Source organism: Allobosea sp. 05T433, assembly GCF_056396065.1.
This window is the reverse complement of the sequence record NZ_JBFTKS010000003.1, coordinates 385,234-398,220: the sequence shown is the minus strand read 5'-3', so window position 1 is coordinate 398,220 and position 12,987 is coordinate 385,234. Positions and strand designations below refer to the sequence as shown.

Annotated in this window: 13 protein-coding genes; 6 read left to right on the top strand and 7 right to left on the bottom strand. The window is 65.1% G+C overall.

All coding sequences use genetic code 11. From position 1 onward, the window contains the following. Positions 1–69 precede the first annotated feature (69 nt). Complete coding sequence (ctrA, locus tag AC1DGP_RS06190) at positions 70–771, top strand: response regulator transcription factor CtrA (RefSeq protein WP_069882553.1); 702 nt, start codon at positions 70–72, stop codon at positions 769–771. A gap of 219 nt (positions 772–990) precedes the next feature. On the opposite strand, the gene AC1DGP_RS06185 is transcribed toward ctrA, so the two are convergent. The 6 genes from AC1DGP_RS06185 to chpT all read right to left on the bottom strand — a co-directional run bounded on the left by AC1DGP_RS06185 (position 991) and on the right by chpT (position 7,356). Next, positions 991–1,881 carry a CheR family methyltransferase gene (locus AC1DGP_RS06185; protein ID WP_476775240.1) on the bottom strand — a complete coding sequence of 297 codons (891 nt, stop codon included), beginning with the start codon at positions 1,879–1,881 and terminating at the stop codon, positions 991–993. Beyond that, entirely contained in the window at positions 1,878–2,999 is a 1,122-nt protein-coding gene (cheB, locus tag AC1DGP_RS06180; protein WP_476831841.1) for a chemotaxis-specific protein-glutamate methyltransferase CheB, read from the bottom strand. The genes AC1DGP_RS06185 and cheB overlap by 4 nt, the downstream gene beginning before the upstream one ends. Positions 3,000–3,099: 100 nt before the next feature. After that, the gene (locus tag AC1DGP_RS06175; RefSeq protein ID WP_043237911.1) at positions 3,100–3,465 is read right to left on the bottom strand and encodes a response regulator; all 366 of its coding nucleotides are present in this window, start codon (positions 3,463–3,465) and stop codon (positions 3,100–3,102) included. A gap of 30 nt (positions 3,466–3,495) precedes the next feature. Next, positions 3,496–3,990 (bottom strand): chemotaxis protein CheW, encoded by a 495-nt coding sequence (locus AC1DGP_RS06170; RefSeq protein ID WP_476768084.1) that lies wholly within the window; start codon positions 3,988–3,990, stop codon positions 3,496–3,498. Beyond that, positions 3,987–6,599: a hybrid sensor histidine kinase/response regulator gene (locus tag AC1DGP_RS06165; protein WP_476831840.1), complete on the bottom strand. Its 2,613-nt coding sequence runs from the start codon at positions 6,597–6,599 to the stop codon at positions 3,987–3,989. The genes AC1DGP_RS06170 and AC1DGP_RS06165 overlap by 4 nt, the downstream gene beginning before the upstream one ends. A gap of 115 nt (positions 6,600–6,714) precedes the next feature. After that, positions 6,715–7,356: a histidine phosphotransferase ChpT gene (gene chpT / locus AC1DGP_RS06160; RefSeq protein ID WP_476775237.1), complete on the bottom strand. Its 642-nt coding sequence runs from the start codon at positions 7,354–7,356 to the stop codon at positions 6,715–6,717. 140 nt (positions 7,357–7,496) lie between these two features. Here chpT and AC1DGP_RS06155 point away from each other — a divergent pair, with 140 nt between their 5' ends. Then, complete coding sequence (locus tag AC1DGP_RS06155) at positions 7,497–8,360, top strand: 3'(2'),5'-bisphosphate nucleotidase CysQ family protein (protein WP_476775236.1); 864 nt, start codon at positions 7,497–7,499, stop codon at positions 8,358–8,360. Between the two features lie 93 nt (positions 8,361–8,453). Here the strand turns inward: AC1DGP_RS06155 and AC1DGP_RS06150 are convergent, their stop codons facing one another. Further along, positions 8,454–9,104, bottom strand: a complete 651-nt coding sequence (locus AC1DGP_RS06150; protein WP_476768080.1) for a YHS domain-containing (seleno)protein — start codon at positions 9,102–9,104, stop codon at positions 8,454–8,456. 45 nt (positions 9,105–9,149) lie between these two features. On the opposite strand from AC1DGP_RS06150, the gene AC1DGP_RS06145 reads away from it, so the two are divergent. The 4 genes from AC1DGP_RS06145 to AC1DGP_RS06130 all read left to right on the top strand — a co-directional run bounded on the left by AC1DGP_RS06145 (position 9,150) and on the right by AC1DGP_RS06130 (position 12,985). Continuing rightward, positions 9,150–9,728 (top strand): DUF1134 domain-containing protein, encoded by a 579-nt coding sequence (locus AC1DGP_RS06145; protein WP_476831839.1) that lies wholly within the window; start codon positions 9,150–9,152, stop codon positions 9,726–9,728. Between the two features lie 86 nt (positions 9,729–9,814). Further along, complete coding sequence (locus tag AC1DGP_RS06140; RefSeq protein ID WP_476831838.1) at positions 9,815–11,077, top strand: hypothetical protein; 1,263 nt, start codon at positions 9,815–9,817, stop codon at positions 11,075–11,077. A 103-nt stretch (positions 11,078–11,180) separates the two neighbouring features. Next, positions 11,181–12,119: a sugar kinase gene (locus AC1DGP_RS06135; RefSeq protein WP_441505150.1), complete on the top strand. Its 939-nt coding sequence runs from the start codon at positions 11,181–11,183 to the stop codon at positions 12,117–12,119. 5 nt (positions 12,120–12,124) lie between these two features. Further along, positions 12,125–12,985, top strand: coding sequence for a TIGR01459 family HAD-type hydrolase (locus tag AC1DGP_RS06130; RefSeq protein ID WP_441505151.1), 861 nt, complete (start codon positions 12,125–12,127; stop codon positions 12,983–12,985). Positions 12,986–12,987: the final 2 nt, after the last annotated feature.

Sequence of the window (12,987 nt, the reverse complement as noted above, 5' to 3'; positions counted from 1 at the left end):
GTCCAGAGCCATGAGGGTTCGGATGAGAATGTGGTCGAGCTTGCCTCGGGGCGAAATTGGGGACGTGACATGCGGGTTCTGCTGATCGAGGACGATAGCGCAACCGCCCAGAGCATTGAGTTGATGCTCAAATCAGAGAGCTTCAACGTCTATACGACCGATCTGGGCGAAGAGGGTGTCGATCTCGGCAAGCTCTACGATTACGACATCATCCTCCTCGACCTGAACCTGCCGGACATGTCGGGCTATGAGGTGCTGCGCTCCCTTCGCGTCGCGAAGGTGAAGACGCCGATCCTGATCCTCTCCGGTCTTGCCGGCATCGAGGACAAGGTGAAGGGCCTCGGCTTCGGCGCCGACGACTATCTCACCAAGCCCTTCCACAAGGACGAGCTTGTCGCGCGCATCCACGCCATCGTGCGCCGCTCGAAGGGCCATGCGCAGTCGGTCATCACCACCGGCGATCTCGTCGTCAATCTCGACACCAAGACCGTCGAGGTCGATGCCGCCCGCGTGCACCTGACGGGCAAGGAATACCAGATGCTGGAGCTGCTTTCGCTCCGCAAGGGCACGACGCTGACCAAGGAGATGTTCCTGAACCATCTCTATGGCGGCATGGACGAGCCGGAACTCAAGATCATCGACGTTTTCATCTGCAAGCTCCGCAAGAAGCTCGCCAATGCGTCGGACGGAAAGAACTACATCGAAACCGTTTGGGGCCGCGGCTACGTGCTGCGCGAGCCGAACGATGTCGAGGAACGCATTCCGGCGTGATCGGTGTCATCCGGTCGTCACGATCGGATGCGACAAGAGATACAGCCTGATCGTCGGATGTACACGACAGGTTGACGGGACCCCGCCGAGAGGCGGGGTTTTTGTTTATGGCGGCAGCGGCCTAAAGCATCGGCCCGAAAGTCGATTGCGGTTTTCGGGCAAGCCGATGCAAGCACAGAAGGTTCGATCATCGACCGGATACGGTATCCAGTCCGATGATCAGAGGCGGGAGCCGGCCGTGGGCAGCGGACGCGGCCGGTCGAAGGGGTAGCCGAGACCGGGCGACTGAGCCTTGCCGGAGCGGCCGTCGCGGTAGAGGCCGCGATGCTGCTTGTCCGGAACGATGCTGGTGGTGATCCCGATCACCGTCTCTGCGGCGCCAAGCAGGAAGGCTCCATCCGGGGCGAGCCGCTGGGCCAGTGCGGCCATCACCCGCGCCTTGGTCGGAACGTCAAAATAGATCAGCACGTTGCGGCAGAGGATCACGTCGAAGAGGCCGAAATGGCCGCTCGAATCGAGCAGGTTATGCTGCCGCAGCTCGACCATCGCGCGAATCTGCTCCGAGATGCGCCACTTGTCGCCTTCCTGCCGGAAGTGCTTCAGCAGGAGTTGGATCGGCAGGCCGCGCTGGATCTCGAACTGGGTGTAGAGCCCGCCACGGGCGCGCTCCAGGACTTCGGCGGAAATGTCGGTTCCGACGATCTCGATCCTCCAGCCCGCCAGCTGCGCCGCCATCTCATCCAGGATCATGGCAAGGGAATAGGCTTCCTGTCCGGTCGAAACTGCGGCGCACCAGATCCGCAGGGAGCGGTGGGCCGCATTCGCAGCGAGTTTCTCGGGGAGGATCACATTGCGGAACAGATCGAATGGGGTCCGGTCGCGGAAGAACAGGGTCTCGTTGGTGGTCATCGCCTCGACGACGGCATTCTCCAGGCCGCGGTCGCCTTCGAGCCTGAGGCGCTGCACAAGCGGACCGAGCCCCGCGATATTTCGCTTTCGGCAGAGGATGCCGAGCCTGCTCTCGACGAGGTAGCGCTTCTCGGTGCTGAGGGAGAGACCCGAGCGCAGGTGCAGCAGCGTGCGCAGGAAGTCGAAATCGGCCTCCGTCATGCCGAGGATCCTCCACGCACCAGCGCACGAATGGCGAGGCCGATGCCGTCGAGCGCGACAACGGTGCTGGCATGGCGGGCGCGCACGACGGAGCCTGGCATGCCCCAGATCGTGCTCGACGTTTCATCCTGTGCGATTACGGCGGCGCCGGCGCGGCGCAACGCGCCCGCGCCATCCGTGCCGTCACTGCCCATCCCGGTCATCACCAGGCCGAGCGCGGCCGGACCGAGGTGATTGGCAGCTTCGCTGAAGAGCACATCGACGGCGGGTCTGCAGAAGCGTACCGGCGGCCCGTCGCCGATGCTCGCGACGATATGGCCGAGCCTGCGATCGATGCCGAGATGGCGTCCTCCCGGCGCGATATAGACCGTGCCCCTGCTCAGTCTTTCGCCATCGAAAGGCTCGCGTGCCCTGACACCGATCTGTCCGGAGAGCTGTTCCGCGAAGGACGCCGTAAAAAGCGGAGGCATATGCTGGACGACGAGCGTCGTCAGGTCCTGGAGGCCATCGCCAATATCGGTGAGGACCTTGGCCACGGCGCGGGGGCCGCCTGTCGAGGCGCCGATGACGAGGTAGCGCGGCATCATCGAGATCAGCGGCCTGAGATCCATGATGCCGCTCGGCAGACCCGGCTCAGGCGGGACTTCGCTGAAAGGCAGCAACGCCTCGTGCGAGGATTGTGCGATGCTGCTGAGCTTGAGCAGGAATTCGCTCCGGAAATCCAGCGACAGCGTCATGCCGGCGCGACTTTCGGGCTTGGGTAGCACGTCCATGGCGCCCATGGTCATGCCCTGCAGGGCGAGCCGGGCATTGCGTTCCGTCAGCGTCGTGGCCAGCAGGACGGCAGTCTTCGGGCTCTCCCTGACGATCTGGGGCAGTGCTGCAAGACCGTCGAGGCCGGGCATGTCGAGGTCGAGGACCATGATATCCGGGTGGTAACGCGTGGCATGCTCCACGGCCGTCTCACCGTCGCCTGCCACCGCGACGACGTGAAACTGGCCGCTCTCGCCGAGCCAGCGTGCGAACAGCCCGCGCACGACGACGGAGTCGTCGGCGATGACGACGGTCTTCGGACGTATGGCTGTTCTGCCATGGCTGGATGAGCGGGGGCTCATCATTCGGCACGACCCCTGTGCGTCGAGTGCAGGGCTGGCTGGGTGGGCCACCAATGGCCCGCCGAGAAATGGGCCGCGACGGCACGGGCCGCGGCGCGACGTGTCACAGCAGGCCGACCTGATGGAACTTGGAGGCGACGATCTCCTTGTCGAACGGCTTCATAATGTATTCGTCGGCGCCGGCGTGCATGGCGCGCGCGATATGGGCAATGTCGTTCTCGGTCGTGCAGAAGACGACCTTGGGCCGTTTGCCGCCTGGCATCTGCCGCAGGGTGCGCAGGAAATCATAGCCGTCCATGATCGGCATGTTCCAATCCAGCAGCACAGCGTCCGGCATCTCGCCCTTGCAGGCATCGATCGCCCGGGCGCCGTCCTCGGCTTCTGCGATTCGGAACTGGAGACCCTCGAGAATGCGGCGTGCGACCTTGCGGATCACCGCTGAGTCATCGACGACGAGGCAATATTTCATGGTCATTCTCCAGAATGGGCGGGCCGCGGCTCAGGCAGCCAAAGGCAGGTCGATCTTCAGCACTGCGTCGATGTCGAGCACGACGAGAAGGCGGTCTTCGAGGCGGTGAACGCCGGCTGCCAGGGAGGCCCAGGCGCGGTCGAGATGGACCGGCACGGGCTCCAGCGTGGAGTGATCGAGACGGATCACCTCGCCGACCGCGTCGACGATCAGCGCGTAGGCCTCTCCACCATGATCGATCCCCACCGCAACCAACTCCGTGGCTGCGCCCAAAAGGGGCTCCCGGCCGAGCCGCTTGCGCAGGCAGAGTGCGGTCACCACGCGCCCGCGCAGGTTGAGCAGGCCGATGATTTCGGGCGGGGCCAGCGGCACCGGCGTGATGCGGCTGGTATTGAAGACGTCCTGCACGCGGCCGATCGGGAGCCCGAGCAACTGCTCGCCAATGGTCACGGTGACGTAGTCGAGGGATTCCGTGAAGCCCGTCGCGTCAGGGGCGGGACGTGCGTTGCTCTGCTTTGAGTTCATGCCGCCTGCCTCAGTCTGGAGCGGTTGTCTGCCAGCTCGGCGAGCAAGGCACGGCGATCGAATTTCGCAACGATGGCGTCCATGCGCGCCTGCGTTGCGAGTGCATAGAGCTCCGGGGTGGCGAAGGTCGTCATGCCGAGGATCCGGAATGCATCGCCGTCTTCGCCGTCACGCAGTTCGGCCGCAAAGCCGAGCGCTGCTTCGGTGTAGCGGTCGAGGTCGATCAACACGCCGTTGAGCCCGCCGGCGACGACATGCTGGCGGGCGCTGGCGATATCGGCGGCCAGTGTGACGCGAAGTCCTGCGGCCTTCAGGACGGGGGCCAGCATTTCGCGCAGGAATTCGGAAGGCTCGACCATCAGGACATGCGCGCTGCTGGACACGCCTTCGCGGCGGCTGGCCCGCAACCAGTTCGGATCGCCCTTGGGCAGGTAGTGCGCCAGATCGAGGATCTCGGTGGCGCGCCCCCTGATGATCGCCGACCCGACGGCACCCTGGTCGAGCATGGCTTGCAACTCGACATCGAGAACCTCGTCAACGATGTCGACGATCGCGTCGACGGCGAGGCCCATGGTCAGCTCGCCTTCCGCGATGATGACGAGTGCCTGCAGGCCCTTGCTCTTCACCTGTGTCTCGCCGACGGGGATGATCGGCATCAGACGGCCGCGATAGTTCAACAGCACGCGCCCGCCGCTGATCTCGAACCGCTCTGCCTCGACCTCTTCCAGGCGTGTGACGAGCGAGAGCGGCACGGCTTTCAAACTGTCGGCACCGGCGCGAAACACCAGCATGGTCGTTCGCTCACCGACAGGGGAGTGGCCGTTGGCCGCGTTCTGCTCGGGGGCATCGGCAGAGGTCGTCGCTCCGACGAGGCTGGCGACGCCATTGGGGTCGACGATCAACACGACCGCGCCATCGCCTAGGATGGTGTTGCCGGAGAAGATCGGGATGTGACGCAGCTTCGTCGACATCGGTTTGACGACGATTTCCTCGGTGTGGAACACGGTGTCGACCAGAATGCCGAACTGACGTTCGCCGATCTGTGTCACCACGATGAACCCGTCATCTGCTGCCGCGGGACCGGCGTTCAGCAATCCGGCAAGTGCGATGATCGGCAGCAATCGGCCACGCAGCCGCAGGACAGGTGTGCCGTTGATCTGCTCGATGCGGTGATCGGCCCCGGCCTTCACGCGGACGAGCTCGCGCACGACGATCTGGGGGATGGCGAAGCGCTGTTCGCCGCAGGCCACGATGAGGGCTGCGACGATAGCGAGGGTGAGCGGGATCTTGATGGTCAATGTGGTGCCGGCACCCACCGTGCTGGCGATGTCGATCAACCCACCAATGGCGTCGATATTAGACTTGACCACGTCCATGCCAACGCCGCGCCCGGAGATCGCGGTGACATTTTCCGCGGTCGAGAAACCGGGATGAAATATCAGGCGGCTGAGCTGCGCTTCGCTCATGCGCTCGATCTCGCCCTCATGGGCAAGACCTTGCTGCAGTGCCTTGCGGCGAATGCGCTCGAAGTCGAGGCCGCGCCCATCGTCCGAGATGGAGATGGTGACCGAGCCGCCCTCGTGATAGGCGGCGAGGCGAATGGTGCCGTGGGCCGGTTTGCCAGCGGCGACACGGTCGGCAGGTGGCTCGATCGCGTGATCGGCGCAGTTGCGCACCATATGGATCAAGGGGTCCTTGATCAGGTCGAGGATCTGCCGGTCGAGCTCGGTATCGGCGCCTTCGGTGACGAGCTCGATGCGCTTTCCGAGTTCGCCGCTGAGGTCGCGCACGATGCGCGGCAGCTTCGACCAGGCATTGCCGATCGGCTGCATGCGGGTCTTCATCACCCCGTCCTGCAGTTCGGCGGTGATCAGGGACAGACGCTGGAGCGGCGCCTTGAGCGCGGCGTCATCCTGGCGACGCGAGATTTCGAGCAACTGGTTGCGGGTCAGCACGAGCTCCGAGACCATCGTCATCAGATGCTCGATCGTGTCGACATTGACGCGCAGGCTCGCCGGGCCCGCCGAGCGGCTCTCGCGGGGGGAGGCGTCTTCGGCGGCAGCGTCGTGGCGGGCCGCGCTTTCGATGCGCCCGTCCGGTCCGCGCTGCGGTCCGGGTGCGCTCTGGAAGACGAGGTCGAGGCCGTCATCGGTCGCGGACAGAGCGTGCCGGGCCAGGTAGGCGGCGACCGGATCCGATGGGTTGACCGAAGGGGACTGTGCCAGCTCCTTCTTGGCCTGGTCGGCCAGCGCCTGCAATTCGCGGATCAGGATCTCGTCGCTGCCGGTTGGCTCCTGGCCCTTGTCGGCCAGCTCCGCCATGATCTCCTTGATGCGGTCGATGGTTTCCAGAATCGCGGTCACCGCGATTGCGTTCACGGTTGCGCCGTCGCGGAACTGGCCCATCACGGATTCTGCCGCATGCGTCAGGGCTTCGAGGCGCGGCAGGCCAATGAACCCGCACGTGCCCTTCACGGTATGAACCAACCGGAAGATGTTGCGCAGGATGTCGCGATTATTGGGCTCCTGCTCGAAGCGCACGAGCTCCCTGTCGACGGTGTCGAGATGCTCGCCAGTCTCGCCAAGGAACTCTTGGAGCAATTCGTCCATGCCGAAGACCATTACCCACGCAACAATGCAGCGCCCATCTATGCAGCGGAAGGGTTTATGATCGGTTGAGACAGGACTGAAAGCGCGATGTTCCTGCGCTCTCGGCCGAAATGGCTCAGTCCGCCTTGTCGGCCGTGATCGTTACGGTGTCGCCGTCGATGGCGAAAGCGACCTTCATATTGGCCGCGCGGGCGACCATGCCGGCGTAAAGCGGCTGCACGGCGTGGGCGTCGATCGTGCCCGTCTCGGAGCGGCCGGCGAGCAGTTCCTCGACATGGGCCGGAATGCGGGCATGAGAACCGGTGGCGGTGATATGGAAGCTGCCCTGCTCGCCCTCCAAGGTGGTGCGGGCGACGAGACGTCCGCCGCGCGGCACCGCCTGCGTCGCGAGGATCAGCAGGTTGAGCACGAGCTTGACCTGATTCTTCGGCAGCAACGCGCGCGGGGCCTCCCAGTCGAGCGAGAGCTTGTCATCGTTCAGGAAGCCATTCGCGACCGTGCCGGCATCGCCGAGGTCGATCATCGCGCCTGCCGATCCCGCCGCGCCGAAGGCAAGCCGGGCGAATTGCAGGCGGGCGGACGCGCTGCGCGCGCTCTTCTTGATCAGCTCGAGTGCGAAATCGCGCATCGAGGGATCGTCTTCCTCCAGAACCTCGAGCGCGTTGACGATGGCGCCGACCGGGCTGATCACGTCATGGCAGACCCGGCTGCAAAGAAGCGCAGCCAGATCGAGCGGCTCGAGCGAGATGTCGGTCATGGCAGATGTCCTGGGAACAGCGTTTCGGGGCGCGCTCATGGCAAATGAAGCGCCGATAGGATAAGGTATGAGGCGATCTTGGTTTGCATGTGGTTAACTGTGTTTTGGCCAGCAGAACAGCGAATGGGCGCCCAATCCGCATGATAGCGCCCGATGATCCGCGCCTTTCCGACCGCAATGCGCTGGCTGAGAAGCTGGCCGAGGCGGCGCGCCTCAGCGGCGCCGTGCTTTTGGCCATGCGCGCTGCAAGGGATGTGCGGAGCAAGGCGGACGGTTCGCCCGTCTGTTCTGCTGACCTCGCCGCCGATCACGCCGCGAAGGCGGCCCTCGCGCGGCTGCTGCCGGATTTCCCCGTGATCAGCGAAGAGAGCGTCGAAACCGCTCAGCCTGCCCCCGTTTTCATCCTGCTCGACCCGCTGGATGGCACGCGCGAATTCCTGGCGGCTGGTGGCAGCTACTGTGTCGCTATCGCCATCATCAGCGGCACGCGGCCGATCGCGGGGGCGATCGCCGCGCCGGAGATCGGGCGGCTCTGGTTTGCGGGGGAAGATGCTTTTGCGCAGGCCATCGCGCCGGATGGCTCAACGCTCGGTGCGGCGCAACGCATCGTCGCCCGCCCCACTCCGGCGACCGGTCCAGTCGTGCTAGTCAGCCGCTTTCACGGAGACGCGCTCAGCAGCAGCGTTCTCAGCGCGATGTGCAAGAGTGAACAGATGCCGATGTCCTCGGCGGTGAAATTCGGCCTGATCGCCAGTGGCGAGGCCGATCTTCATGTCCGCGGAGGAACAACGATGGAATGGGATATTGCCGCCGGCGACGCGATTTTGACCGCAGCCGGCGGTGTCGTCCGGCAGCTCGACGGCAATGTGCTGCGCTATGGCGGCGCCGAGCGGCACTATCGCAACCCGTCCTTCGTGGCGGCCAGCAATGAGGGATTGGCCGGGCGCGCGATCGCACTTGCGAAGGAACTGACGCTTGTCGGCCAGACGGGTACCGTAGGTTAGATCACAGGACCGGATAATCGTATCCGGTCTCCTAACCTTCCATGGTCGCATCGGCTTGTCCGAAAACCGCAATTCGTTTTTCGGGCCGACGCTTCAGCGAGCGATCTGCTGGCTGACGCGCTGCCAGTTGGATTCCGCAAGTTGGCGCAGGGAGGTTTCCTGGGTGAAGCGGCGCCTATTCTCTTCGCTTCGAAAGAGGAAGAGCCGCGAACCAATGATCGCGAAGCGACGCGGGTCGGTCTCAACGACACGTCCATCGGCTACCGCGAGCGGGTCGAAGCCTGCAAAGGCTGGCTCGTAGACGCCGGGCGAATCACGAAAGGCTTCGCGGTTGCTGGCCGTGCTGAAGCGCCAGACTGCGCCATCATAGATCAGCTCATAGTCCGGGCGACCGGAAACCGCGCGACCTTCTGCCTGATAGGCAACGGGGTCGTATCCGCCCAATGCCAGCCCGGAACGGCTGTCGCGCTGCATTTCCTCGCCAATTGCAGGCAATTCCGGAAGGCCATGGGGCAGCGCCGCCGGCTGGGCCAGCACCGGCTGGACCGCGATGGCAAGGGCGAGGACGCCGACTGCGATCGAAATCCAGCGCTGCCATTTTACGGCCTTCATCACAGATTCCTTTGCTGGGTGACGACGGGGAAGCACCTCCGCGCAATCTTCACGGGTTGGATACTCTTGGGGCGTATCAAACTGGTTACTGAATTGTCGCGCATTCGCGTGATGCCGTGCCCCGCCGCGCATCCGGCCACCCGGCCGGGATGCGACGCCTAGCCCGGAGTTTCCTCAATGGATCTCACTCGCCGTTCTCTTCTGGCCGGTGCGGTTGTCTCGGCCACTCTTGGACTGAGCAGCCTGCCGGTCCTGGCGCAGAGCCAGAATCCGCAGCCCTTTTCCCAGACCGAGCTCGTCAGCTCCGGTCATCAGTTCTTTGGCAATGTCTCGCGCGGACTTGCGCTGACGATCGAGGAGGCGGTCCGGCGCTGGGGCGAACCCAATGGCTATGTTCTCGGCCAGGAGGCGTCCGGTGCCTTCGTCGGTGGCCTCCGCTTCGGCGAAGGCACGCTGTTCACGCGTAATGCCGGCGATCGGAAAGTGTTCTGGCAGGGCCCGTCCGTCGGCTTCGACTTCGGCGGAGAAGGCGCTCGCACCATGATGCTGGTCTACAACCTGCCGGTCGTCGATGCGCTCTACCAGCGTTTCGTCGGCATTGACGGCTCGGTCTACTTTGTCGGCGGCTTCGGCTTCACTGCAATGGCAGCCGAGGGCGTGACGCTGGTGCCGATCCGGACCGGCGTCGGCTGGCGGCTCGGCGTCAATCTCGGCTATCTCAAGTTCACGCCGCAGGCGACCTGGAACCCGTTCTGACCGGGAGGGCTCGTTTTGCTGGCCATGGCGCTGTTGTCATGGCAGGGTTTCGTTCTTGGAATCGTTCCTGATCGGAGCCCGGTGAATTGATCGAAGCCGTCATGCTCGTCACGCTCGGCTTCCTGACAGCCATTCTGCTGGCGCTGGCGGCATTGCCGGCGCTTGCCCGACGGGCCGACCGCCTGGCTCGCAAGCGGGCAGAGGCGGCGTTCCCGCTCTCGCTGGCGGAGATCGCAGCCGATCGAGACCATCTGCGGGCGGAACTGGCGATGCAGGCGCGGGCTCTCGAGCAACGGGCGGAAAGCGGGTTCGCTGCAAGGGCTGGGGCAATGGAAGAGCTCGGCCGCCGCGACATGGCGATCGGGCGGCTCGAACGGGAGCTCGGTGCCCGCGAAGAACGCATCAGCGGGCTCGAGGGCGATCTGGCGGCCACGCGCACCGATCTCTCCGAAACCCGCGACGCGCTGGCCAGGGAAATCGCAGCGGCGGCGCTGGCCAGTGGTACGATCGAACAGCGGATCCATGATCTAGGTGCATTGGAGCACAGCCTGAACGAGGCCAGGCTTGCGTTACGTGGCACTGGCTCCGATCTCGATGCACGCACCGGAGAGCTGGCAGAATTGCGCGCGACGCTCGAGCAGACCCAGGCACTGCTTGCGGAGCGTGAGGCCGAGCTCGCGCAATCCCGCCAGGAAGGCGATGCTCATCGCGTTGCGCAGGTCGAAGGCCGCACGCGCATCATGGTGATCGAGGGAGAGCGCGGCGAGCTCGCAGCCCAATTGGCGGCGAGCCGGCGCGCCGTCGATCAGGCGACGGCCGCGCTCAAGGCGATGACGACCGATCGGGATAGCGAAAGACTGCGCGCCGACGCCCTGGCCGCACGCGCGGTACAAGCAGAGGCAGGCCTTGCGGCGGCGGATTCCGGAGCAGTTGAGGTGGCTGCGGAGGCTGGTCGTCTCGCGGCGCTCGCCCGCAAGGTCGAGGAGGAGCGCGACCAGCAGGTGCGGATGAAGCAGGAACTCGAAGCGGAGTTGGCGCAGGAGAAATCCATGAACGCGTCCAGAAAACAGCGGGCCGCCGAAGAGGTCGCGCAGGCCCAGAACGAGTTGCGGGCTCGGGATGCCCGGTTTGAAACCGAGCATGCGGAAGCGCAGACCCTGCACGGGGCACTGGCTCAGGTGCGAGCCGAGCTTGCGCGCACCAAGCAGGAACTGTCCCAGTTGCGACGCGAGGCGAAGCCCGTCAATGATCCGGCTGCGCGGAGCGACAATGCCGCCCTGCGGCAGGAGATCGTGCGGATCGCCGATCAGCTCCTGGCGCCGCCGACGAGCCGGGAAGCGGCGGAATAGCGCGCAATCCCGCGGAAAACCGTTTCCACCTTGGGCGCTTGATGCTTTAGGAAGGCGCGCAGGCTTTTCGCCGCGTCCAACAGCTCTGGCCTGAGACGGTGCCGTGACGGATAAGACACTCGATATTCTCTGCATCGGCGAGCCGCTGGGCGAGTTCAATGCGACCCGCGGCGAGGCCGGTTCGTTCCGCTTCGGACATGGCGGGGACACCTCGAATTGCGCGATCGCCGCGGCGCGGCAGGGTGCCAGCGTCGCCTATGCCGGCGCTTTGGGGGATGACAGCGCAGGCCGCTCCTTCCGTGAGCTCTGGGCCAGGGAAAACGTCGATGACAGCCATGTCACGACCCATCCGACCGCGCCGACCGGGCTCTATTTCGTCGATCACGGACCGAACGGGCACGTGTTCTCGTATCTGCGTGCGGGGTCGGCCGCGAGCCTCTGCGGACCGCGCGACCTGCCGCTCGACTTGGTTCGGTCGGCCAAGGTGGTGCAGGCATCGGGGATCAGCCAGGCGATTTCGGCAAGTGCCTGCGATGCGGTATTCGAGGCCTTTGCCGCGGCTCGTGCGAGCGGCGTCACCACGGCCTACGATACCAACCTGAGGCTGAAGCTCTGGCCGCTGACCCGGGCGCGAGCGATCATCCATGCGGCCTGCGCCATGGCCGATATCGTGCTGCCAGGCTTTGACGACGCGACCCAGTTGACCGGCCTGAGCGAGCCGGATGCGATCGCGGATTTCTATCTCGGCCTTGGCGCAAGGATTGTCGCGCTCACGCTGGGCCACGAGGGCTCGCTGGTTGCGACGCCGGAGCGGCGTCAGCGCTTCGTGCCGATCAAGGTCGACGCCATCGATGCGACCGGAGCCGGCGACTGCTATGACGGGGCCTTCCTCGCAGAATATGTGCGCACGGGCGATCCCTTTGTCGCTGCCGCCTACGCCAATGTCGCGGCGGCACTTTCCACGCTGGGTTATGGCGCAGTCGCGCCGCTGCCAAGGCGCGCCGATGTCGAGGCGCGGATGGCCGTTGAGGCAAGGGCTTGATTGAGATGAACGTTCCGATCCTGAGCCAGGCCGGCGATCTGCTCGCCGGCTATGACGTGCTCATCAGCGATGTCTGGGGCGTCGTGCATGACGGTGTCTGGGCCCTCGAACCCGCTTGCGATGCGTTGATCAAGTTCCGGCAGCGTGGCGGGGCAGTCGTGCTGCTCTCGAATGCGCCCGGTCCCTCGGAGCAGATTGCCGGCGTTCTCGACGACAAGCGCGTTCCGCGCGAGGCCTGGGATCGGCTGGTGACCTCCGGCGATGTGACCAAGGCGCTCATCGCAGCGAGCCCGACGCGGCAAATCTATCATATCGGCTGGCAGGCGGACCGGGCCGTGTTTGCGGGCCTCGATGTCAGTCTCGTCGACGAAGCGCAGGCGGAGCTCGTCGTTGCGACGGAGCTGAACGACTATCGGCGCGAGACACCAGAGGATTACCGTCCGCTGCTGACGCGCTTGGCGGCGCGCAAGCTTCCCTTCATTTGCGGCAATCCCGATCTCGTCGTGCATGTCGGCGAGGATCTGCTGCCCTGCGCCGGAGCGCTTGCGACGATTTACGAGGAACTTGGCGGTTCGGTCGCCTGGGCCGGCAAGCCGCATCGTCCGGCCTATGACCTGGCGCTTGCTGCGGCCCGGGAGGCTCGGGGCGGCCGAGCGATCGAAACCGACAAGGTTCTGGTGATCGGCGATGCGGTGCGGACCGATCTCGCTGGGGCTCGCATGATGGGCTTCGACAGCCTCTTCGTCGCCGGCGGCATCCATCGCGAAGAGACGATCCTGGATGGAGAGGTCGACCCGGCCGGTGTCACCCGCGTCCTGGCCGGGCAACCGGCCATGCCTGTCGCGGCCATGGCCGCGCTCGCCTGAGC